Genomic DNA, 22,448 nt, shown 5'->3' on the forward strand with positions numbered 1-22,448 from the left:
GCGTCCTCGCCATCCCCCGGCCAGGGCCACCCCGCGCCGGCCGTACAATACGTCCCCATGAATCCCCCCCCCCCGCAGAACCGCCTGCGGATCACCGAGATCTTCCTTTCGCTCCAGGGCGAGGCCAACGCCGCCGGCTGGCCGACCGTGTTCGTGCGCCTGACCGGCTGCCCGCTGCGCTGCCAGTACTGCGACACCGCCTACGCTTTCCACGGCGGGGAGTGGTGGGAGATCGACGCCATCCTGGCGGAGGTCGCGCGCCATGGCGTGCGCCATGTCTGCGTCACCGGCGGCGAGCCGCTGGCGCAGAAGCGCTGCCTGGACCTGCTGCGGCGCCTTTGCGATGCCGGGTACGACGTCTCGCTGGAGACCTCCGGCGCGCTGGACATCGCCGGCGTCGACCCGCGGGTATCGCGGGTGGTCGACCTCAAGACCCCGGCCTCGGCCGAGATGGCGCGCAACCGGCTGGAGAACCTCCCGCTGCTTACCGCGCGCGACCAGGTGAAGTTCGTCCTGTGCGGCCGCGCCGACTACGAGTGGGCGCGCGACATGCTCGCCGAGCACCGCCTGCCGGAACGTTGCGACGTGCTGTTCTCGCCCAGCAAGGGCCAGCTGGAGGCACGCGACCTGGCCGACTGGATCGTGGCCGATCGCCTGCCGGTGCGTTTCCAGATGCAGCTGCACAAGATCCTCTGGAACGACGAACCGGGGCGCTGAGCCGGTTGCACGGCCCTACAATGGGCCACCCCACATGAAGCAGTTCCCATGAAGAAAGCCGTCGCCCTCGTCTCCGGTGGCATGGATTCGGCCGTCGTCCTGGCCATCGCCCGCGAGCAGGGATTCGCCGTGCACGCACTGAGCGTCCGCTACGGCCAGCGCCACACCTCCGAACTGGACGCCGCCGCGCGCGTGGCCGCCGCCCTGGGCGCGGCCGAGCACAAGACCGTGGCCATCGACCTGCGCAGCATCGGCGGGTCCGCCCTGACCGACGACATCGAGGTGCCCGAGGCGGGCGGCGAAGGCATCCCGGTGACCTACGTGCCGGCGCGCAACACCATCATGCTGTCAGTGGCGCTGGGCTGGGCCGAGGTGCTTGGCGCGGCCGACATCTTCTGCGGCGTCAACGCGGTGGACTATTCCGGCTATCCCGACTGCCGCCCGGAATTCGTCGAGGCCTTCGAGCGGCTGGCGAACCTGGCCACCAAGGCTGGCGTCGAGGGTGCGGGTATCCGCGTGCATGCACCGTTGATCCGCATGGGCAAGGACGAGATCGTCCGCGAGGGCCTGCGCCTGGGCGTGGACTTCGGCCAGACCGTGTCCTGTTACCGCGCCGACGAACAGGGCCGGGCCTGTGGCCACTGCGATGCCTGCCAGCTGCGCGCGGCCGGCTTCGCCGCCGCGGGCGTGGCCGACCCCACCCGTTACGTCGCCGGGGCCTGAGCCACGGGTGGCGCCATCGGCGTCGCAGCCGATCGGCCGCATCGGCCGCAGGCGTCGCCCGATCGGGTAAAATGCGCGACCCGGCCACGGCCGGACCCGTGGGCCGTTAGCTCAGTCGGTAGAGCATCGGACTTTTAATCCGCTGGTCGTTGGTTCGATTCCAACACGGCCCACCATCGAATCCCTCCTGGCGTCCTGCCCGGAACGCGAAACCCCGCCGGCGCGCGGGGTTTTTCTTTTTCGCGGCCAGGCCTGAAGCGCCGCTGCCCGGCCCATGCGCGCGCGCCATTGAAGGCCGATGGTGCGAATGGCGACCTTGCGGCGCCGTGCCGGTGTCGCTGCCCTCCGGCCCGCTGCGGGAGCCGGCCCCTACGGCGGCCGGCGCGGATCGTGGGGCGGGCACCAGCGTGCGGTGCAGCGGGCTTAGCCGTCGGAGCGGTAGATGCGCGACAGGCGTGCACCGTCATGCGAGACGAAGCGGCCGCTGTCGCCGGTCAGCGCATACCGGACGGCGGCGATGGCCGCCTGTACCGGCGTGCAGCGCCACTCGCGCGCCTTGCGATAGGCCTTGCTGAAGTCGCGCACGCGCTGCCGCAGGCCGGCCCGGTGCCGGGCGCTCCGTCGCGGGTCTTCCGTCGCCATTGCCAACTCCTTGGGCTGCGTCCTGTCGCCGCCGTCGGTCACGCTGGCCTCCCGTGGCGAACATACCGCGTCGCCGGTGGACGGGCCAGTTGGCCGGCCATGAACGCCAGCTGCCCGGCTGGCCCGCCGGCGTTGATGGCCTGGCCGGTGGGACCCATAGTCGGGGAGAGGCCGGTCGCGCCGCCTGCGACGTCCCCGCATCAGGCTGCCTTTCCCCGGCCGTTCCCGCCATGAGCACAGTCGCATTCCATCCCGCCGTCGCCCGCTGGTTCGACGCCGCCTTTCCGGGTCCCACGGAGGCACAGGTCGCGGCGTGGCCGGCGATCATGGCCGGGCGCAGCACCCTTGTGGCCGCGCCCACCGGCTCGGGCAAGACACTCACCGCGTTCCTCGCCGCGATCGACGCGCTGGTGCGCGAGGGGCTGGAGCAGGGCGGCCTGCCCGACGAGACCCGGGTGGTCTACGTCTCGCCGCTGAAGGCCCTGTCCAACGACATCGCCCTGAACCTGGAGGCGCCGCTGGCCGGCATCGGCGCAGCCCTGGGCGAGCTCGGGCTGCCGGAGGTCGAGATCCGCACCGCGGTGCGCACGGGCGATACGCCCCAGTCCGAGCGCGCGCGGCTGCGGCGCAAGCCGCCGCATGTCCTGGTGACCACGCCCGAGTCGCTTTACGTCCTGCTGGGCTCGGAGTCGGGACGGGCGATGCTGGGCACGGTGCGCAGCGTGATCGTCGACGAGATCCATGCCCTGGCCGGCAACAAGCGTGGCAGCCACCTGGCGTTGTCGCTGGAACGGCTGGAGGCGCTGTGCGGGCACCCACTGGTGCGGATCGGCCTGTCGGCCACGCAGAAGCCGGTGGAAGAGGTGGCACGCTTCCTGGTCGGCGCCGGCAATGTCCACCCCGGCCGCGACCGGCTTCCCGGCGACGCAGCCGGGTGGCAGGCGGGCGGAGCAGTGCATGGCGGCACTGCGGCCACCGACGTGCCCGACTGCGCGATCGTCGATATCGGCTACGCCCGCCGGCGCGACCTGGCCCTGGAGCTGCCTCCCACCCCGCTGTCGGCGGTGATGTCCAACGACCAGTGGGAACAGGTCTACCTGCGCGTGTCCGAACTGGCGCGCGAACATCGCACCACCCTGGTATTCGTGAACACCCGGCGCATGGCCGAGCGCGCCGCGTTCCATCTCGGGCGCCTGCTTGGCCACGACGCGGTGGCCACCCACCACGGCAGCCTGTCGAAGGAACTGCGGCTGGACGCCGAGCAGAAGCTCAAGCGCGGCCAGCTGCAGGTGCTGGTCGCCACCGCTTCGCTGGAACTTGGCCTGGACATCGGCGACGTGGACCTGGTGTGCCAGTTCGGATCGCCACGCTCGATCTCCGCCTTCCTGCAGCGCGCCGGTCGCGCAGGCCACCATGTCGGCGGCGTGCCGCGGGCGCGCCTGTTCCCGACCACCCGCGATGACCTGGTCGAATGCGCCGCCCTGCTGGACTGCGTGCGGCGTGCCGAGCTGGATGCGCTGCGGGTACCGGAAGCACCGCTGGACGGGCTGGCGCAGCAGATCGTCGCCGAGGTCGCCGCGGCCGAATGGGACGAGGACGCGCTGTTCGAGCGCCTGCGCCGCGCCTGGCCCTATGCCCGCCTGGAACGCAGCCGCTACGACGAGGTGGTGGCGATGCTCGCCGGCGGGTTCAGCGACCGTCGCGGCGCGCGTGCCGGCTGGGTGCACCGCGACGCCGTGCACCGTCGCCTGCGCGGCCGCGAGGGCGCGCGCAGGGTGGCGACCATGTCCGGCGGCACGATCCCCGAAACCGGCGACTATTCGGTCGTGCTGGAGCCGCAGTCGAGCTTCGTCGGCACGGTCAACGAGGACTTCGCGGTCGAGAGCATGGCCGGCGACGTGTTCCAGCTGGGCAATACCAGCTACCGCATCCTGCGGGTGGAACCGGGCAAGGTCCGGGTGGAGGACGCCCAGGGCCAGCCGCCGAGCATCCCGTTCTGGCTGGGCGAGGCGCCGGGTCGCAGCGACGAGTTGTCGCTGGGCGTCTCCCGGCTGCGCGCGGAAGTGGCCGCACGACTGGCCGGGCAGGTGGCGGACGATGGCGCGCCCGCCCGGCTGGCGCCGGAAGGCACCGCCGCGGCCTGCCGGTGGCTGCAGGAGGAGGTCGGCCTGGGTGCGGAAGCCGCGCGCCAGCTGGTCGACTACCTCGGCGCGACCCTGGTGTCGCTGGGGGCGATGCCCGCCCAGGACACCATCGTGCTGGAACGGTTCTTCGACGAGACCGGCTCCACCCACCTGGTGGTGCACAGTCCGTATGGGAGCCGGCTCAACCGCGCCTGGGGCCTGGCCCTGCGCAAGCGCTTCTGCCGCCAGTTCAACTTCGAGCTGCAGGCCGCGGCGACAGAGGATGCGATCGTGCTGTCGCTGTCCACCAGCCACAGCTTTCCCCTGATCGAGGTGGCGAAGTACCTGCACTCGTCCTCGGCCGCCGACGTGCTGGTGCAGGCACTGCTGGACGCGCCGCTGTTCGCGGTGCGCTGGCGCTGGAATGCCGGTACCGCGCTGGCCCTGCCGCGCTTCTCCGGCGGCAAGCGGGTGCCGCCGCAGCTGCAGCGGATGAAGTCCGAGGACCTGCTGGCCACGGTGTTCCCCGACCAGGTCGCCTGCCTGGAGAACATCGTCGGCGAGCGCCAGGTGCCGGACCATCCGCTGGTCGCGCAGACCCTGCACGACTGCCTGCACGAGGCCATGGACCTGGATGGCTGGCTGGAGGTGCTACGCGGGCTGGAGTCCGGACGCATCCGGGTGGTGGCGCGCGACGTGGCCACGCCATCGCCGGTCGCGGCCGAAGCCATCAATGCACGACCCTACGCCTTCCTCGATGATGCGCCGCTGGAAGAACGCCGCACCCAGGCCGTGCAGTCGCGCCGCTATGCCGATCCGGAGTCGGCCTCGGATCTCGGCCAGCTGGACGCGGAGGCGATCGAACAGGTGCGCGCGGACGCGTGGCCACATGCGCACACGGCCGACGGCATGCACGAGGTGCTGACCGGGCTGGGCTACATCACCGCGGGCGAAGCGCAGCGCGATCCGCATTGGCCGGATCTGCTGCATGCGCTGGCAGGCGAGGCGCGCGCCACCTGCGTGCAGGCCGAAGGACGCCAATGGTGGGTCGCGGCCGAACGCCTGCCGCAACTCCTGGCGCTGCATCCGCAGGCGCGACAGGAGCACGCACTGGTGGTGCCGGAGGAATTCGCGCGGGTGTCCTGGGCCGCGGAGGATGCGCTGGTCGCGCTGCTGCGGTCGCGGCTGACCGCGCTGGGCCCGGTCACGGTGGCCGCGCTGGCCGACAGCCTGGCACTTCCGCCATCGACCATCGGGCAGGCGCTGCTCGCGCTGCAGGCCGAAGGATATGCGATGCAGGGCCGCTTCACGCCCGGTGCGCGTGAGCAGGAGTGGTGCGAGCGTTACCTGCTGGCGCGCATCCATCGCCTCACCCTGAAGCGCCTGCGCCGCGGGATCGAGCCGGTGGCGCCGCGCGACTTCATGCGCTTCCTGTTCGAGTGGCAGCGCGTGGCCCCGGATGCGCGGGTCAGCGGACCGGAGGCGCTGGCCGATGTGCTGGCGCAGCTGGAAGGCTACGAGGCGCCGGCGCCGGCCTGGGAGGCCGAGATCCTGCCGGCCCGGGTGCGCGACTACGCCAGCGCCTGGCTCGACGACCAGTGCACCGCGGGCCGCACCCTGTGGACCCGGTTGCGTGCGGCTGGCAGCGAGGCCGAGGGCAACCGCGCCGGTGTTTCGCTGCGCGGCACGCCGGTGCTGCTGCTGCCGCGTCGGCATGTGCAGCATTGGGCCGTGCTGGCGCCGCCACTGGACGCCGAACTGCCGGGCCTGTCCTCGCGTGCACGCAAGGTCGCCGATTACCTGGCCGCCAACGGCGCCTCGTTCTTCGACGAACTGCTGGACGCTACCCGCCTGCTGCGCACCGAGCTGGAGGACGCGCTGGCCGAACTGGTGGCGCGCGGTGTGGCCCATTGCGACAGCTTCGCCGGGCTGCGCGCGCTGCTGGTGCCGCCATCGAAGCGCCCCACGCCGGGTCGCGGTCGCCGTCGCGCGGCATTTGGTGGCGTCGCGGACGCGGGACGCTGGGCCCTGGTGCGGCGGCCTGCCCCGCATGAAGAGGCGGGCGCAACGGGCCGCCGTCGTCCCGACGCAGAAGCGGTGGAGCATGTGGCCCGGGTGCTGCTGCGCCGCTATGGCGTGGTCGGCTGGCGCATCCTCGAGCGGGAGGCGGCGTGGCTGCCCCCGTGGCGCGAGCTGCTGCGCGTCTATCACCGCCTGGAGGCGCGTGGCGAGGTGCGCGGCGGGCGTTTCATCGAGGGACTGAGCGGCGAGCAGTTCGCGCTGCCTGAAGCGATCGCGCCGCTGCGCCGGATGCGCAACCGCCCGCTGGACGGGCAGCTGGTCGAGGTCAGCGCACTGGATCCGCTCAACCTGTCCGGCACCCTGCTGGCGGGGGAGAAGGTGCCGCGTATCGGCGGTGCGCGGCTGCTGTACCGCGATGGCGTGCCGGTGGCCGCCCGCGTCGCCGCCGACGTGCGATTGCTGGCGGCGCTGGAGCCGGCGGTCGAGGAGGAGGTGCGGCGACGCCTGTCCGGCGAGCCGGAGCCCGGGCTGGAGGCCTTGCTGGCGAGGACCCAGGCCGGCCTGCCGCAGCCTGCGCGCTGAATCCGCGCAGGCGAGCGCGACTCAGCCGTACTCGCGGATCACGTCCAGCACGTCCTGGCCATAGCGCGCCAGCTTGCCCCCACCGACGCCGCCGACCCGCGCCAGCTCGCTGATCGTGGCCGGGCGCAGCTGGGCGATGTCGCGCAGGGTGCGGTCGTGGAAGATCACGTAGGCCGGCACGTTCTGCTCGCGCGCCAGGCCGGCGCGCCAGGCGCGCAGCGCATCGAACAGCGGGCGGTCGTACGAATCGACGTGCAGGGTGCTCTGGCTGGGACGGTCGCTGCCGCCAGCGCGGCCTGGGCGACGCGCCGGCTCCTCGCGCATCAGGACCTGGCGCTCGCCCTTGAGCACTGGCCGCGCGGCCGCGCCGAGTCGCAGGCCGCCATGGCCTTCGGCATCGACTTCCAGCAGGCCGGCGACCACCAGCTGGCGGAACACGCTGCGCCAGGTGTTGGTGTCCAGGTCGGTGCCGATGCCGTAGGTGGACAGCTCGTGGTGGCGGAACTGGCGCACCTTCTCGGTATCGGCGCCGCGCAGCACCTCGATCAGGTGCGAGGCGCCGAAGCGCTGGCCGGTGCGGTACACGCAGCTGAGCGCCTTGCGCGCGGCCTCGGTGGCATCCCAGGTGCGGACCGGCTGCAGGCAGTTGTCGCAGTTGCCGCAGCCTTCGCGTCCATCGGGAGATTCGTAGGTCTCGCCGAACGCGGCCAGCAGGGCCTGGCGCCGGCACATCGCCGATTCGCAGTAGCCCAGCAGCTGGTCGAGCTTGCGCCGCTCCAGCGCCTTGCGTTCCTCGCTGGCTTCGCCCTGCTCGATCATCTGCCGCAGCAGGACCACGTCGCCCAGGCCATAGCCCATCCAGGCCTCGGCCGGTTCGCCGTCGCGGCCGGCGCGGCCGGTCTCCTGGTAATAGCCCTCGATCGACTTGGGCAGGTCCAGGTGGGCGACGAAGCGCACGTCCGGCTTGTCGATGCCCATGCCGAAGGCGATGGTCGCGCACATCACGATGCCGTCCTCGCGCAGGAAGCGGCGCTGGTTGTCCGCGCGCACGTCCGAAGGCAGGCCGGCGTGGTAGGGCAGGGCGGCGATGCCCTGGCCGGCGAGGAACTCCGCGGTCTCCTCGACCTTGCGCCGCGACAGGCAGTAGACGATGCCCGACTCGCCGCGATGCCCGCCGAGGAAATCCAGCAGCTGCCGGCGCGGGTTGTCCTTGTGCGCCACCGCGTAGCGGATGTTGGGGCGGTCGAAGGAACTGAGGAAGCAGCGCGCCTCCTCCAGCGCCAGGCGCTCGGCGATCTCGCGCCGGGTGGGCGGATCGGCGGTGGCGGTCAGGGCCAGGCGCGGCACCTCCGGCCAGCGCTCGTGCAGCACCGTCAGCTCGCGGTACTCGGGGCGGAAATCGTGGCCCCACTGCGAGACGCAGTGTGCTTCGTCGATCGCGAACAGGGCGATGCGGCTGCGCTCCAGCAGCGACAGGAAGCGCGGCGTGAGCAGGCGCTCGGGGGCGACGTAGAGCAGGTCGAGGCTGCCGTCGAGCAGCCCGCGCTCGACCTGGCGGGCCTGTTCGGCGTCCAGGGTGGAGTTGAGGCAGGCCGCGCGCACGCCCAGCTGCAGCAGGGCCTCGACCTGGTCCTGCATCAGCGCGATCAGCGGCGAGACCACGATGCCGGTGCCCTCGCGCAGCAGCGCCGGCACCTGGTAGCACAGCGACTTGCCGCCGCCGGTGGGCATCAGCACCAGGGCGTCGTTGCCCGCGGCGACGTGCTCGATGATGTCCTGCTGCTGGCCGCGGAAGGCGTCGTAGCCGAACACCTGGCGCAGCACGGAAAGCGCATCGCGCGCCACGGTCGCGCCGCCGGCACGCGACGGCGTGGTGTTCAGGGATTCCTGCATGCACCAAGGATACCGGCGCGGCTGCGCGCCGGCATGAACAATATCGCTTGCACCGTGCTCAGCCGGCCAGGGCCGCCAGCTTCTGTGCAAGCTTCTTTGGTGAAACACCGCCGCGTGCGCCCAGTTCCTGCGCGAACAGCAGAACCCGTAGCTCCTCCACGTCCCAGCGCAGCGACTGCCATTCCGGCTGGCCGGCATCGCCACGCGCGGTTGCAGCGGCGAGCGCGTCGGCGAACGGCTTCAACTCGAGCATGCGGGCCTGGTCGCGGGCCGGATCGCGCAGGGCGCGCTCGGCACGCAGGGCCATGCCCTTGAGCCAGCGCGGGAACTGCGCCAGCGCCTCGGCCGGGGTGTGGCGCAGGAAGCCCGGATGCACCAGGCCCTCGAGCTGGGCGCGCAGGTCGTCCAGGTTGGCGCCGGCCCAGCCCATCAGCGGGGCTTCCAGCTTCGGCTTGAGCGTGGCCACGGCGGCCAGGATCTGCTCGGCCAGCTGCAGGCGCTGCATGGCCTCGGCGAACAGCTGGCGTCCGGCGGCCTCGGCGCGCTTCTGGAACGCGGCCCGGTCGCGGATTTCGCCCAGGCCATCGGCGAGCACGGCATTGAGCGCGGCCTCGACCAGGTCGGCGCGCAGCTGCTCCTTCTCCTGCACCTTGTCCTGCGGCGATCCGCCGAACTGCTCGATCGCCGCATACAGCAGGCCGAGCTTGGGCGAAACCGGCAGCTGCTTGCGTGCCTGCCTGGCCTTGTCGGCCAGGGCGATGCGCAGCAGGCGGTCGACGCCGCGCGGGTGCGCGGCCTCGGCCTGGCCGCGGTCGGCGAACACCCGCAGCACTGCGTGCGTGCCCTCGTCCACCAGCGCCGGGAAGCCGGGCACGCCGGCGTCGCCGGTGACCTGCAGCGGCAGCGGCTCCTCGGGGAACTCGCGCAGCTCGCGGGTGCTGGTGGCCAGGGTGTTGGCGGCGCGTGCGGCGAAGGCGTGCGCGGCACGCTCGCCGAAGCGCGCGCGCAGGTCGTCCAGGTCGCGCGACTCGGCCAGCACCTTGCCGCCGCGGTCCGGCAGTTCGCGCAGGCGCAGGTTCATGCGCAGGTGCGGCTCCAGCGCCGATTCGTCGAAGTCCAGCGCCGCCACCGGGCTGCCGGTGGTGCGGCTGAGGAAACGCGCCAGCTCGCCGGTGATGGAATCGGCCGTCGGTCGCGGGAAGGCCTCGGCAAAGGCCCGGCCGAAGTCCGGCGCCGGCACGTAGTTGCGCCGCATGGCCTTGGGCAGGGTGCGGATCAGGCCGGCGGCCTTGTCGGCGACGAAGCCCGGCGCCAGCCACGACAGCCGCGCCGGATCCAGCGCGTTGAGCAGCGGCAGCGGCACCTCCAGGGTGACGCCGTCGTCGGCCGCGCCCGGCTCGAACCTGTAGTGCAGCGGCAGGCGCGCGTCGCCCAGCGCGAAGTACTTCGGATACAGGTCGCCCTGCTGGCCTTCGCCCGGCAGCAGGTCGGCCAGCGACCAGCGCAGGGCCCGCTTCTTCTCCTGCTCCAGCTTGCGGTACCAGGCATCCAGGCCGGTGGCCGAGTGGATCTCGGCCGGGACGCGGTCCAGGTACCAGCGCGCCTGCCAGTCCTCGTCGGCGACCAGGCCGACGCGGCGCAGCTTGGCTTCCTCCTCGCGCGCCTGTTCGAGGGTCTTGAGGTTGGCGGCGACGAACGAGGCTTTCGTGTCGATCTCGCCGGGGATCAGGGCCTGGCGCACGAACAGGTCGTGGGCGCCGGCCGGGTCGATGCGGCCGTAATGCACCGGGCGCTTGGGTGCCAGCACCAGGCCGAACAGGCTGATCTGCTCGGAGGCCAGCACGTTTCCCTGGGCGCGCGACCAGCGCGGGTCGAAGTGCTTGCGCGCCAGCAGGTGCGGCAGCTCGGCGATCGCCCAGTCCGGCTCGATCGTGGCGGCGGTCAGGCCCCAGACCTTCTGCGTGTCCAGTAGGGTGGCGACCAGCACCCACGGGGGCGGCTTCTTCGCCAGCGGCGATGCCGGGAACAGCTGGAAGCGACGCTGTCGCGGCGCCTGGAAGTCGCCCTTCTCGGTGCGGTGGCCGAGTTGGGTCGGAAGGCCGGCGATCAGGGCGCGGTGCAGGGCCTGGTAGGCGGCGGCGCGTTCGCGGGCCCCAAAACCGGGGTCAGAGTCGGTTTTCCCCGGTTTCCCGCCGCCTTGCTTGTCCTGTTGGAAAACCGACTCTGCCCCCGCTTTGCCCTCGCGCGCCAGGCGCGCGGCGCGGTGCAGTTCGCCGCGGGTGGGCCGGTTGCCCTCACGGGCTTCGGTTGCCGCCGGCGCGCCGGCCAGCAGTGGCAGCAGGGAGTGCTGCGGCTCCTCCTCGCGCCAGCCCAGCTCGTTGCACAGCAGCTTGAGCTGGCGGTGCCACTCGCGCCATTCGCGCATGCGCAGGAAGCCGAGGAAGCGCTTGCCGCACCAGTCGCGCAGCTTCGACTGCGTCAGTTCGCCATAAGCGTCGTCGTAGGCCTGCCACAGGCGCAGGATGCCGACGAATTCCGAGCGCGGATCGGCGAACTGCGCGTGCGCGTTGTCGGCGGCCTCGCGCGCTTCCGGCGGGCGCTCGCGCGGATCCTGCACGCCGAGGAAGGCGGCGATCGGCAGCATCGCGCGCAGGCAGCCATGCACCTGTGCCGCCACCAGCATGCGCGAGAGCTTCACGTCCACCGGCAGGCGCGCCATCTGCCGGCCGATCGCGGTCAGGCGGCGCTGGCCGTTGCCGGCGTCCTCCACCGCACCCAGCTCGATCAGCTGTTGCCAGCCGTCGGCGATGGCGCGCTCGTCCGGCGGCTCCAGGAACGGGAAGTCCTCGATCCGGCCCAGGCCCAGGTGGAGCATGCGCAGGATCACGCCGGCCAGGCTGGAGCGGCGGATCTCCGGATCGGTGAACTCCGGCCGCGAGAGGAAGTCGGCCTCCGAATACAGGCGGTAGCACACGCCCTCGGACACGCGTCCGCAGCGGCCCTTGCGCTGGTTTGCGCTGGCCTGGCTGACCGGCTCCACGTGCAGGCGGTCGATCTTCGAGCGCGGGCTGTAGCGCTTGATCCGCGCGTCGCCCGGGTCGATGACGTAGCGGATGCGTGGCACCGTCAGCGAGGTCTCGGCGACGTTGGTGGCAAGCACGATGCGCCGCTGCGGGCCGGGGTTGAACACCCGGTCCTGATCCTTGGCCGAGAGCCGCGCGTACAGCGGCAGCACTTCGGTCGAGCGGTACTGGCGCTTCTCGAGGGCGCGGTGCAGGTCGCGGATCTCGCGCTCGCCGGGCAGGAACACCAGCACGTCGCCACGCGGGTCCTCGGCGGTGATTTCGTCCACCGCGGCGGTGATCGCCGACAACGGATCGGCCTCGCGCTCCTGGCGCGGTCGGCGGGCATTGCTTCCGCCGCGGCCGGGCTGCGCCTGCGGCTCCTCGGCCGGGCCATCCGGCGGGCGGTAACGCACCTCAACCGGATAGGTGCGGCCGGCGACCTCGACCACGGGTGCGTCGTCGAAGTGGCGCGCGAAGCGGGCGGTATCGATCGTCGCCGAGGTGACGATCAGCTTCAGGTCCGGACGCTTGCGCAGCAGCTGCTTGAGGTAGCCCAGCAGGAAGTCGATGTTGAGGCTGCGTTCGTGGGCCTCGTCGACGATGATCGTGTCGTAGGCCGACAGCCAGCGGTCGGAGGCGATCTCCGCCAGCAGGATGCCGTCGGTCATGAACTTGACCCGGGTGTCGGCGCCGACGTTGTCGGTGAAGCGCACCTGGTAGCCGACCAGCCCGCCCAGCGGCGTCTTCAGTTCCTCGGCCACGCGCGCGGCCACCGCACGGGCGGCGATCCGGCGCGGCTGGGTGCAGCCGACCGTGCCGGCCACGCCGCGCCCGGCGGCCAGGCACAGCTTGGGCAGCTGGGTGGTCTTGCCGGAGCCCGTCTCGCCCGCCACCACCACCACCTGGTGGGTGCGCACCAGTTCGACGATGCGTTCGGCCTCGGCGGTGATCGGCAGCGCCGGATCCAGGGTGATGGGCGGCAGGCCTTCGGCGCGCGCCTGGCAGGCCGCGACCGAGGCCGCCAGCGCCTGTTCGAAGCGTGCGCGCAGTTCGGCGTCGGCCGGCTTCCCGCGCCAGCGCGACCACAGCCCGTGCAGCCGGCCGCGGTCGCGGCTCAGGGCGCCGGAAATCGCAACCCGGCCATCGTCGAGGGCCTGGCGCAGGTCGTCGGGGATCGATTCCATCTATGGGGCCGTGTGAAACTTTGCATAACGCGGGCGGAGTTAGTGTCTATTCTGACAGTCCCCACCAGTTCCGTGGACCCAAAGCCCCAGGAGTGCAACATGGCAAAGGCCAAGCCCGCCACGAAATCCGCTTCTTCCACCAAGCCGCGCAAGGCCTCCGGCCTCAACCCGGTCGCGTCCTCCTCGCGCATCGAGATCGGCATCGACGCCAGCGACCGCAAGGAGATCGCGGAAGGCCTGGCGCGTTACCTCGCCGACGCTTTCACCCTCTACCTGAAGACCCACAACTTCCACTGGAACGTGACCGGTCCGATGTTCAACTCGCTGCATGCGATGTTCATGGACCAGTACACCGAGCAGTGGAACGCGCTGGACGAGGTCGCCGAGCGCACCCGCGCGCTGGGCTTCACCGCCCCCGGTTCCTATGCCGAGTTCACCCGCCTGACCTCGATCCGCGAGGAGCAGGGCGCCGACGGCGTTCCGGACTGGAAGGGCATGGTCCAGCAGCTGGTCGAGGGCAACGAGGCGGTGTGCCGCACCGCGCGCAGCGTGCTCAAGATCGCCGACGACGCCGGCGACGATCCGACCGTGGACCTGCTGACCCAGCGCCTGCAGACCCACGAGAAGTACGCCTGGATGCTGCGCTCGCTGCTCGAGTAAGCCGGGCGGTCCTGCCGGATGCGTCGCGGCCGCCCGAGGGCGGCCGCGTGCTTTCCGTGGCGACCAGTTTCAGCGGATGCGCCGCACCTTGGCGGTGGTGCTGTAGCCCTTGATGCGCATGTACCACACGTTGTTGAGCAGGCCCGGCTTGATGGTCGCCGCCGGATCCCGCAGGCGCACGCCCTCCAGGCGCGCCTCCTCGGTCTGCTCCCAGACCTGGCCATTGGCGAGGGTGTACTGGTTGCCCTTGCCGAAGCCGCGGAACTCGCCCACCAGGTTGCTGGTGATCGGCTCGGATGAGCCGAAGTCCGAGAAGCCCCGGACCTGCTCCCGCACCTCGCGCCGGCCTTCCTCGCGCGCCTGTTCGCGGATCCGCTCCAGCTCGGCGGCATCCACGGCCGCGGCAGCAGCGGCAGCGGGCGCGACCGTCGCGGCAGGCGTCGCCGGTACGACCGCGGGCGTGGCGTCCGCCGGGGCGGCGGCCTGCGCGCCATGCCGCCGTTGCAGCCACTGCTCGAGCGCGGCCAGCTCGGCGGGGCTGAGCTTGTCGAGGCCGGCTGCGCGGAACTCCGCGGCGCTCATCTGCTGGCGCAGCGACGAAGGGGGCGCGTCCTGCGCGGCGGCCGTCCCGGCGGCGAGCGCCAGTGCCAGGGCCAGGCCGAGCAGCGGAACACGATGGAGCACCTGCATGTCTTGTTCCTCCGGTGTGTTGCTCGCTAGTGTAGTCACAACCCCACGCGCCGGAATGGCCTTGTCGCGCCCCCCCATCGACGGATTGCACGCACTGTTGCGGGACCCGGCCGCGGGCCGCCTGCCTGCCGCCCTGCGCGAATCCCTGGCGCGGGCGTGGGACGCGGAGGGCACGGGGCACGAGGCGTCGCTGCCGTGGCCGGTGATCGCCGACACCCTGCGCAACCTGGTCAGCCTGGATGCCGACGAGGCCGCGCTGGTCGCCGCGCTGCTGTACGACCTGCCGGGCCTGCGCGCGGTGGCCTCGCCGGCGGTGTGCGCGCAGTGGCCGGCGGTGGGTGGGCTGCTCGACGGCCAGGACGCGGCCGACCAGGTGTGGGCGCTGCACGCCGGGCGCGAGGCCGGGCGCAACGGCGAGGGCCTGCGCCGGCTGCTGCTGGCGATCATCCAGGACCTGCGGGTGGTGCCGGTGCTGCTGTCGCGCCAGCTGGCGAAGATGCGCGCCGCCAACGGCCTGCCCGAGGAGGAGCGGCGCGCGCTGGCGCAGCTGACCCGTGACATCCACGCGCCGCTGGCCAACCGCCTCGGTATCTGGCAGCTGAAATGGGAGCTGGAGGACCTGGCGTTCCGCTTCCTGGACCCGGACACCTACCGCCGCATCGCCCGCGAGCTGGACGAAAGCCGCGCCGACCGCGAGCGCTACATCGAGTCGGTCAAGGCGCAGCTGGGCCAGGCCCTGGCGGCACAGGGCCTGGCCGCGGAGATCAGCGGCCGGCCCAAGCACATCTACAGCATCTGGCGGAAGATGCAGAAGAAGCAGCTGCCGCTGGACAAGCTCTACGACCTGCGCGCGGTGCGGGTGATGGTGGCCGACGTGGCCGCCTGCTACGCCGCCCTGGGCGTGGTGCACTCGCTATGGGCGCCGGTGCCCGGGGAGTTCGACGACTACATCGCCCGGCCCAAGCCCAACGGCTACGCCTCGCTGCACACCGCCGTGGTCGGCCCGGAAGGGCGCACGCTGGAGGTGCAGATCCGCACCCGCGAGATGCACGAGCAGGCCGAGCTCGGCGTGGCCGCGCACTGGCGCTACAAGGAGACCGGCGGCAGCGCCGCGGGCAAGGGCGCCGGGCGCGCGTTCGAGCGCAAGATCGCGTGGATGCGCCAGCTGCTGGAGCAGGCCGCGGAGAACCGCGACGAGGGACTGGCGGCGGCGCTGGACGCCGAGCTGGTCGAGGAGCGGGTGTACGCGCTCACCCCCAAGGGCGAGGTCATCGACCTGCCGCGCGGCTCAACTCCGCTGGATTTCGCCTACCACGTCCACACCATGGTCGGGCACCGCTACCGCGGCGCCAAGGTCAACGGCCGCATCGTGCCGCTGGGCTACCGACTGCGCAGCGGCGACAAGGTCGAGATCCTCACCGGCAAGGAGCCCGATCCCAAGCGCGACTGGCTGCTGCCGGCCAACGGCTTCCTCGCCAGCGGCCGCTCGCGCGACAAGGTCCGCGCCTGGTTCCACAAGCTGGACCGCTCGCGCAACGTCCAGGCCGGCCGCGAGATGCTCGAGCGGGAGCTCAGGCGCCTGGGCCTGCAGGCCGCCGACCTGGCGCCGGTGGCGAAGAGGTTCCACGCCGAGACGGTCGACGACCTGTACATCCAGGTCGCCCTGGGCGACATCGGTCCCCACCAGGTCGGCCGCGCCCTGCACGAGCTGGAACGGGCCGCCGAGGCGGCCAGCCAGTCCCCGGCGCCACCGGTGCCGGCGCGCCCGGCCAGCCGCCAGGCGGCGCGCAGCAAGCCGCGCCCCGGGTTCACCGTGGAGGGCGTGGGCAACCTGCTGGTGCAGCTTGCACGCTGCTGCCAGCCGGTGCCCGGCGAGTCGATCGCCGGATACCTGACCCGCAACCGCGGCGTCACCGTGCACCGGGCCGAGTGCGCGTCCTTCGCGCGCCTGGCCGCGGCCCAGCCGCAGCGGGTGCTGCCGGTGGAATGGGGTTCCGGCGGCAGCGGCTACGAGGTGGACGTGGCGGTCCGCGGCGTGGACCGCAAGTGGTTGCTGAAGGATGTCACCACCCTGATCGCCCAGGAGGACGCCCACGTGGCCGACATCCGCAGCGACCTGCACGCGGACGGCCGCTTGCAGCTGCGCCTGCGCCTGCGGGTGAACGATTACGGCCAGCTGTCCACCCTGCTGGGCAAGCTCGACGCCCTGCCGGGCGTGGAGCGGGCGTGGAGGCTCGGATGAGGCGGTCGTGGCGTTCGATGCACGCACGCACGCGCCGCAAGGTTTGCCGCCGGCAGCCCGCTGGAATAGGCTTTCGCGCATGAACCCCGGCCCATCCGCACAGGCAGTCGCAAGCGAGCCGCCGTCCACAGGCGAGCAGGGGCCGGACTACGTCCTCGAACTCGAGCGCGCCGCTTCCTACCTGCCGTGCGAGCAGCTGCCGCTGCTGCGCGACGCCTGGCGGGTCGGGGCCGCCGCCCACGCCGGGCAGACCCGCAAGTCGGGCGAGCCCTACATCACCCACCCGGTGGCGGTGGCCACGGTGCTGGCCGAACTGGGCCTGGACGTGGAAACGCTGGTCGCGGCGATCCTGCACGACACCATCGAGGACACCCCGCTGACCCGCGAGGAGCTGGCGGCGCAGTTCGGCGAGGACGTGGCCGAGCTGGTGGACGGCGTCACCAAGCTGGACAAGCTCAAGTTCCGCGACCGCCAGGAAGCGGCGGCCGAGAGCTTCCGCAAGATGCTGCTGGCCATGTCGCGCGACCTGCGCGTGATCATGATCAAGCTGGCCGACCGCCTGCACAACATGCGCACCCTGGGCGCGCAGGGCAGCGAGGCGCGGGTGCGCATCGCCCGCGAGACCCTGGAGATCTACGCCCCGATCGCGCAGCGCCTGGGCATGAGCCTGGTCAAGTCCGAGCTGCAGAACCTCGGCTTCCGCGCCCTGCATCCGTGGCGCCACGCGATCATCGAGAAGCACATCCGCAGCCAACCGGTGGTGCGGCGCGAGTCGATGGCGCAGGTGGAGGTGCAGCTGTCGCAGGGCCTGGCCCGCGAGGGACTGGAGCACCGCCTGGTCAGCCGGATCAAGACGCCCTGGAGCATCTACAACAAGATGCAGGGCGAGGGTAAGAGCTTCGACCAGGTGATGGACGTGTTCGGCTTCCGCGTGGTGGTGCGCACGGTGGCCGACTGCTACCACGCCCTCGGCGCGGTGCATGCGCAGTTCAAGCCGCTGGACGGGCGCTTCCGCGACTTCATCGCCATTCCCAAGGCCAACGGCTACCAGTCGCTGCACACGGTGCTGTTCGGCCCCTACGGCTCGCCGATCGAGGTGCAGATCCGCACCGAGGAAATGGACCTGATCGCCGAGCGCGGCATCGCCGCGCACTGGACCTACAAGCATGGCGGCGACGGCCCCAACAGCGCGCAGAGCCGGGCCCACGCCTGGATCGTGGAGCTGATCGAGTCGCAGCGCGCCGCCGGCTCGTCGCTGGAGTTCCTGGAGAACGTCAAGGTCGACCTTTTCCCCGACGAGGTCTACCTGTTCACGCCGAAGGGCCGGATCCTGGCCCTGCCGCGCAATTCCACCGCGCTGGACTTCGCCTATGCCGTGCATACCGACGTCGGCAACCAGGCCGTGGCCGCGCGCGTGGACCGCAAGCTGGTGCCGCTGAAGACCAAGCTCTCCAGCGGCCAGACGGTGGAGGTCATCACCGCCAGGTCGGCCGCGCCCAAGCCGCAGTGGCTGGAGTTCGTGGTCACCAGCAAGGCGCGCACGGCGATCCGCCACCAGCTCAAGCAGCTCGAGCACGAGGACGCGGTGCAGCTGGGCCACCGCATGCTGGACCGCGCGCTGGAGGCGATGGGCAGCTCGCTGGAGCGCCTGCCGGCCAAGCGCCTGGAGTCGTTCCTGGCCGAGCACCGCTTCCCGCGTCTGGAGGCGTTCCTGGCCGAGGTCGCGCTGGGCAACTGGATGCCCAGCCAGGCCGCGCAGGCGCTGATGGCCTACGCCGAGCTGCGCGGCGGCGGCCACTCCAAGCATTCGCAGGAAAAGATCCTGATCAACGGCACCGAGGGCGGGGTGGTGAGCTTCGCCAACTGCTGCCAGCCGATCCCCGGCGACGAGATCATGGGCTACCACACCTCCGGCAAGGGCGTGGTGGTGCACCGCCTGGACTGCCCGAACCTGGCCGAGTTCCGCAAGTCGCCCGAGCGCTGGGTGCCGATCGACTGGGATCCCAACGTCACCGGCGACTACGACACCTCGCTGATCGTGGACGTGGAGAACCATACCGGCGTGCTCGCGCAGCTGGCCGCGGCGGTGGCGCAGAGCCAGTCCAACATCGAGCGGGTGGACTACCTGGACCGCGACATGAATGCCGCGCAGCTGCGCTTCGCCATCCAGGTGCGCGACCGCAACCACCTGGCCGAGGTCATCCGCCGCCTGCGCCGGCTCAACGTCGTGCAGGCGGTCAGGCGGCAATAAGGGCGTGCGATCCCGGGCCGGAAACGGTCGCGGGACGCTAGAATCCCCGGCTGTCCCCATGCAGGAAGCCGTCCGATGCCCCAGATCATCCAGACCGACCACGCCCCGGCCGCCATCGGCCCGTACTCGCAGGCCGTCCGCAGCGGCAACACGGTGTACTTCTCCGGCCAGATCCCGCTGGTTCCGGCCACGGGCGAGGTGGTGGAAGGCGGCATCGAGGCGCAGGCGCGCCAGGTCTTCGAGAACCTCAAGGCGGTGGCCGAGGCGGCCGGCGGTTCGCTGGACCGGATCGTGCGGCTGGGCCTGTACCTGACCGACCTGTCGCAGTTCGCCGCGGTCAACGCGGTGATGCAGCAGTACTTCACCGCACCGTTCCCGGCCCGTTCCACCATCGGCGTGGCCGCCCTGCCCAAGGGCGTGGCGTTCGAGGCCGATGCGGTGATGGTGCTGGACTGACCGCACCCGCGTGGCGCCACCCCGTGTTCCCGCGCCGGCGCTGGCAGGACAGGGCGCCACGCCGCTGGCCTCGCTGCGCGGCGTAGGCGACAAGCTCGCCGCCAGCCTGGCCGCGCGCGGCCTGACCACGGTCCAGGACCTGTGGTTCCTGCTGCCGCGGCGCTATGAGGCCCGCCCCCGGCTGACCGCCATCGCCGACCTGCGCAGCGGCGAGCCGGCGCAGGTCGAAGGCACGGTGGAGGCGGTCGAGCGCGGCTTCCGCTACCGGCCGATGTTGCGCGTGGCCGTCGGCGACGGCTCGCACCGCACCGTGGTGCTGCGCTTCTTCCACTTCCGTGCCGCCCAGGTGGCGCAGTTCCGCCCGGGCGTGCGCCTGCGCTGCTTCGGCACGCCGCGACCGGGGCAGCACGGGCTGGAGATCGTCCATCCCAGCTACCGGATCCTGGGGCCGGACGAGGATCCGGCCCTCGGCGACAGCCTCGATCCGGTCTATCCCTCGATCGAGGGCGTGGGCCCGGCGACGTTGCGCAAGCTGATCGGACAGGCGCTGGAACGCCTGCCTCCGGCCGAGGCGCTCGAGCTGCTGCCTCCCGGCACGCCCGGACTGGCCGGCCTGCCGGGGCTGCGCGAATCGCTGCTGGTGCTGCACCGGCCATCGCCCGGCGAGGACCTGGCGGCACTGGCGGCGGGCACCCATCCGGCCCAGCGCCGGCTGGCGCTGGAGGAACTGCTGGCCCACCACCTCGGCCTGCGCCGCCAGCGCCTGGCGCAGCAGCAGCTGCGCGCACGCGCGCTGGATGGTCCCGGCGAACTCGCGCGCCGCCTGCAGTCGCAGCTTCCATTCGCGCTGACCGGTGCCCAGCAGCGCGTGTACGAACAGGTCCGTGCCGACCTCGCCAGGCCCAGCCCGATGCAGCGGCTGGTGCAGGGCGACGTCGGTTCGGGCAAGACCGTGGTGGCCGCGCTGGCGGCGACCCTGGCGGTGGAGCAGGGCGGCCAGGTCGCCCTCGCTGCACCGACCGAGCTACTGGCCGAACAGCACCTGGCCAACCTGCGCGCCTGGCTCGAGCCGCTGGGCATCCGCGTCGCCTGGCTGGCCGGCAAGGTCACCGGCAAGGCGCGCGCCGCGGCGCTGGCCGACGTCGCTTCCGGCGCGGCCCAGGTGGTGGTCGGTACCCATGCGCTGATGCAGGAGGGCGTGGCCTTCCACGACCTGGTGCTGGTGATCGTGGACGAGCAGCATCGCTTCGGCGTGCAGCAGCGCCTGGCGCTGCGCGACAAGGGGCCGGCCCACGGCCACGTGCCGCACCAGCTGGTGATGACCGCCACCCCGATCCCGCGCACCCTGGCCATGACCGCCTACGCCGACCTGGACGTGTCGGCGATCGACGAGCTGCCACCGGGCCGCACCCCGGTGCAGACCGTGGCCGTGAGCGCCGACCGCCGTCCCGAGCTGGTCGAGCGCATCCGCGTCGCCTGCGCCGAAGGCCGCCAGGTGTACTGGGTCTGCACCCTGATCGAGGAGGCCGAGGATGCGGGCAACGGCCAGGGGCCGGGCCTGCAGGCGCAGGCGGCCGAGCGCACCTTCGAGCAGCTCACCGCGCAGTTGCCGGGCGTGCGCGTAGGCCTGGTCCACGGTCGGATGAAAGCCTCGCAGAAGCAGGCGGCGATGCGCGCGTTCAAGGACGGCCACACCGACCTGCTGGTCGCCACCACCGTGATCGAGGTCGGCGTGGACGTGCCCAACGCCTCGCTGATGATCATCGAGAACGCCGAGCGCCTGGGCCTGGCCCAGCTGCACCAGCTGCGCGGGCGGGTGGGGCGCGGCGCGGCCGCATCGTCCTGCGTGCTGCTGTACCAGCCGCCGCTGTCGGCGATGGCGCGGCAGCGGCTGGACGTGCTGCGGCGGACCGGCGACGGCTTCGTGATCGCCGAGGAGGACCTGAAACTGCGTGGTCCGGGCGAGCTGCTGGGCACGCGGCAGACAGGCCTGGCTGCGTTCCGCATCGCCGACCTGGCGCGCGACGCGGACCTGCTGCCCGAGGTGCACCGGCTGGCCGACCTGCTGCTGGAGTCCGCCCCGGGCGTGGCCGATCGCGTGATCGCGCGCTGGGTCGGCGGCGCGGCGCGCTACGCCGGCGCCTGACCGCTCCCCGCCTTGCGCCATTGCCCTGTCCGCGTCGCGGGGCGAAACTGCGCGGCCATCTGATGGAGTAACACGATGAGTGACCGGATCCCGCTGCTGATCGACACCGACCCCGGCGTCGACGACGCGCTTGCGCTGCTGATGGCGTTCAACGATTCCCGCCACGAAGTCGTGGGCCTGACCATCGCCGCCGGCAACGTCGGCCTGGGGCACACCGTGCGCAATGCGCTCAAGCTGCGCGAGGTCGCGGGCCAGCCGCAGGTGCCGGTGTTCGCCGGTTGCGACCGCCCGCTGGTGCACGCCCCGCGCGAGGACGCGGCCCACGTGCATGGCCGCGACGGCTTCGGTGACGTCGGCTATCCGGAACCGGCCGGGCAGGCGGAGCCCGAGCACGCCGCGCTCGCGATCCTGCGCCTGTCGCACGAGCACGCCGGCCGCCTGGTGCTGGTCGCCCTCGGTCCGCTGACCAACCTGGCCCTGGCCCTGCGCCTTGACCCGACCCTGCCGCAGCGCGTCGCGCGGCTGGTGGTGATGGGCGGTGCGGTCAGCGCCCACGGCAACATCACCCCGGTGGCCGAGTTCAACGTCGGCTTCGATCCGGAGTCCGCGCACGTGGTGCTGTCCGGTTTCCCGAAGTACGACCTGGCCGACTGGGAGGCCACCCTGGCCCATGGCTTCCACCACCGCGAGGTGGAGAAGTGGCTGGCCGCCGACTCCCCGCGCGCGAGGTTCTACGACGCGATCTCGCGCCAGACCCGGCTCTGGTCCGAGGACCGCCGCGGCGACCACTGGCATTCGGCCGACGCGCTGGCCATGGCCTGGGCCCTGGAGCCGGACGGTGCGCTGGAAACGGCCGAGCGTCCGGTGGCGGTGGAGACCGAAGGCCGGTTGACCCGCGGCCTGACCGCGGTGGACTGGAACCGCCAGACCGGCGCCCCGGACAATGCGCGGATCCTGCTGCGTTACGACCAGGCCCGGTTCGACGCCCGGGTGCGGGCGGCCCTGGCCGCCGGCTGAGCCGGGCGGGTTCCGCGACCTTCCCCCGGCTTGCA

Annotated in this window: 13 protein-coding genes and 1 tRNA gene; 10 read left to right on the plus strand and 4 right to left on the minus strand. The window is 72.1% G+C overall.

Annotated elements, in window-relative coordinates:
* Positions 1 to 57 precede the first annotated feature (57 nt).
* The 3 genes from queE to CSC68_RS10080 all read left to right on the plus strand — a co-directional run bounded on the left by queE (position 58) and on the right by CSC68_RS10080 (position 1,616).
* On the plus strand, positions 58 to 717 hold the full coding sequence (gene queE, locus CSC68_RS10070; RefSeq protein WP_162203431.1) for a 7-carboxy-7-deazaguanine synthase QueE: 660 nt from the start codon (positions 58 to 60) through the stop codon (positions 715 to 717).
* Between the two features lie 48 nt (positions 718 to 765).
* Positions 766 to 1,440 carry a 7-cyano-7-deazaguanine synthase QueC gene (gene queC / locus CSC68_RS10075; protein WP_162203432.1) on the plus strand — a complete coding sequence of 225 codons (675 nt, stop codon included), beginning with the start codon at positions 766 to 768 and terminating at the stop codon, positions 1,438 to 1,440.
* Positions 1,441 to 1,540: 100 nt separating this feature from the next.
* Positions 1,541 to 1,616 (plus strand) — tRNA-Lys (locus CSC68_RS10080).
* 247 nt (positions 1,617 to 1,863) lie between these two features.
* Here CSC68_RS10080 and CSC68_RS10085 read toward each other — a convergent pair.
* Positions 1,864 to 2,082 (minus strand): hypothetical protein, encoded by a 219-nt coding sequence (locus CSC68_RS10085; RefSeq protein ID WP_162203433.1) that lies wholly within the window; start codon positions 2,080 to 2,082, stop codon positions 1,864 to 1,866.
* A gap of 230 nt (positions 2,083 to 2,312) precedes the next feature.
* Here CSC68_RS10085 and CSC68_RS10090 point away from each other — a divergent pair, with 230 nt between their 5' ends.
* A complete protein-coding gene (locus tag CSC68_RS10090; protein WP_162203434.1) occupies positions 2,313 to 6,809 on the plus strand; it encodes a DEAD/DEAH box helicase in 4,497 nt (1,498 codons plus the stop codon).
* A 21-nt stretch (positions 6,810 to 6,830) separates the two neighbouring features.
* Here the strand turns inward: CSC68_RS10090 and recQ are convergent, their stop codons facing one another.
* Both recQ and hrpA read right to left on the minus strand, forming a co-directional pair.
* Entirely contained in the window at positions 6,831 to 8,702 is a 1,872-nt protein-coding gene (gene recQ, locus CSC68_RS10095; RefSeq protein WP_246193523.1) for a DNA helicase RecQ, read from the minus strand.
* A 58-nt stretch (positions 8,703 to 8,760) separates the two neighbouring features.
* Positions 8,761 to 12,951: an ATP-dependent RNA helicase HrpA gene (hrpA, locus tag CSC68_RS10100; RefSeq protein ID WP_162203435.1), complete on the minus strand. Its 4,191-nt coding sequence runs from the start codon at positions 12,949 to 12,951 to the stop codon at positions 8,761 to 8,763.
* Between the two features lie 99 nt (positions 12,952 to 13,050).
* Here hrpA and CSC68_RS10105 point away from each other — a divergent pair, with 99 nt between their 5' ends.
* A complete protein-coding gene (locus CSC68_RS10105; protein WP_162203436.1) occupies positions 13,051 to 13,611 on the plus strand; it encodes a Dps family protein in 561 nt (186 codons plus the stop codon).
* Between the two features lie 69 nt (positions 13,612 to 13,680).
* Here CSC68_RS10105 and CSC68_RS10110 read toward each other — a convergent pair whose 3' ends face one another.
* Entirely contained in the window at positions 13,681 to 14,301 is a 621-nt protein-coding gene (locus CSC68_RS10110) for a hypothetical protein (protein ID WP_343039886.1), read from the minus strand.
* Positions 14,302 to 14,356: 55 nt separating this feature from the next.
* Between CSC68_RS10110 and CSC68_RS10115 the strand changes: the two genes are divergently transcribed.
* The 5 genes from CSC68_RS10115 to CSC68_RS10135 all read left to right on the plus strand — a co-directional run bounded on the left by CSC68_RS10115 (position 14,357) and on the right by CSC68_RS10135 (position 22,413).
* Entirely contained in the window at positions 14,357 to 16,543 is a 2,187-nt protein-coding gene (locus tag CSC68_RS10115) for a RelA/SpoT family protein (RefSeq protein ID WP_425501238.1), read from the plus strand.
* A gap of 79 nt (positions 16,544 to 16,622) precedes the next feature.
* Positions 16,623 to 18,794: a RelA/SpoT family protein gene (locus CSC68_RS10120; protein ID WP_162203438.1), complete on the plus strand. Its 2,172-nt coding sequence runs from the start codon at positions 16,623 to 16,625 to the stop codon at positions 18,792 to 18,794.
* Positions 18,795 to 18,869: 75 nt separating this feature from the next.
* Positions 18,870 to 19,250 carry a RidA family protein gene (locus CSC68_RS10125; protein WP_162203439.1) on the plus strand — a complete coding sequence of 127 codons (381 nt, stop codon included), beginning with the start codon at positions 18,870 to 18,872 and terminating at the stop codon, positions 19,248 to 19,250.
* 10 nt (positions 19,251 to 19,260) lie between these two features.
* Positions 19,261 to 21,396, plus strand: a complete 2,136-nt coding sequence (recG, locus tag CSC68_RS10130; protein WP_162203440.1) for an ATP-dependent DNA helicase RecG — start codon at positions 19,261 to 19,263, stop codon at positions 21,394 to 21,396.
* Positions 21,397 to 21,471: 75 nt separating this feature from the next.
* A complete protein-coding gene (locus CSC68_RS10135; RefSeq protein WP_162203441.1) occupies positions 21,472 to 22,413 on the plus strand; it encodes a nucleoside hydrolase in 942 nt (313 codons plus the stop codon).
* The last annotated feature ends 35 nt before the right edge of the window (positions 22,414 to 22,448 follow it).

The organism is Pseudoxanthomonas suwonensis (assembly GCF_010093235.1).
Classification (GTDB): domain Bacteria; phylum Pseudomonadota; class Gammaproteobacteria; order Xanthomonadales; family Xanthomonadaceae; genus Pseudoxanthomonas; species Pseudoxanthomonas suwonensis.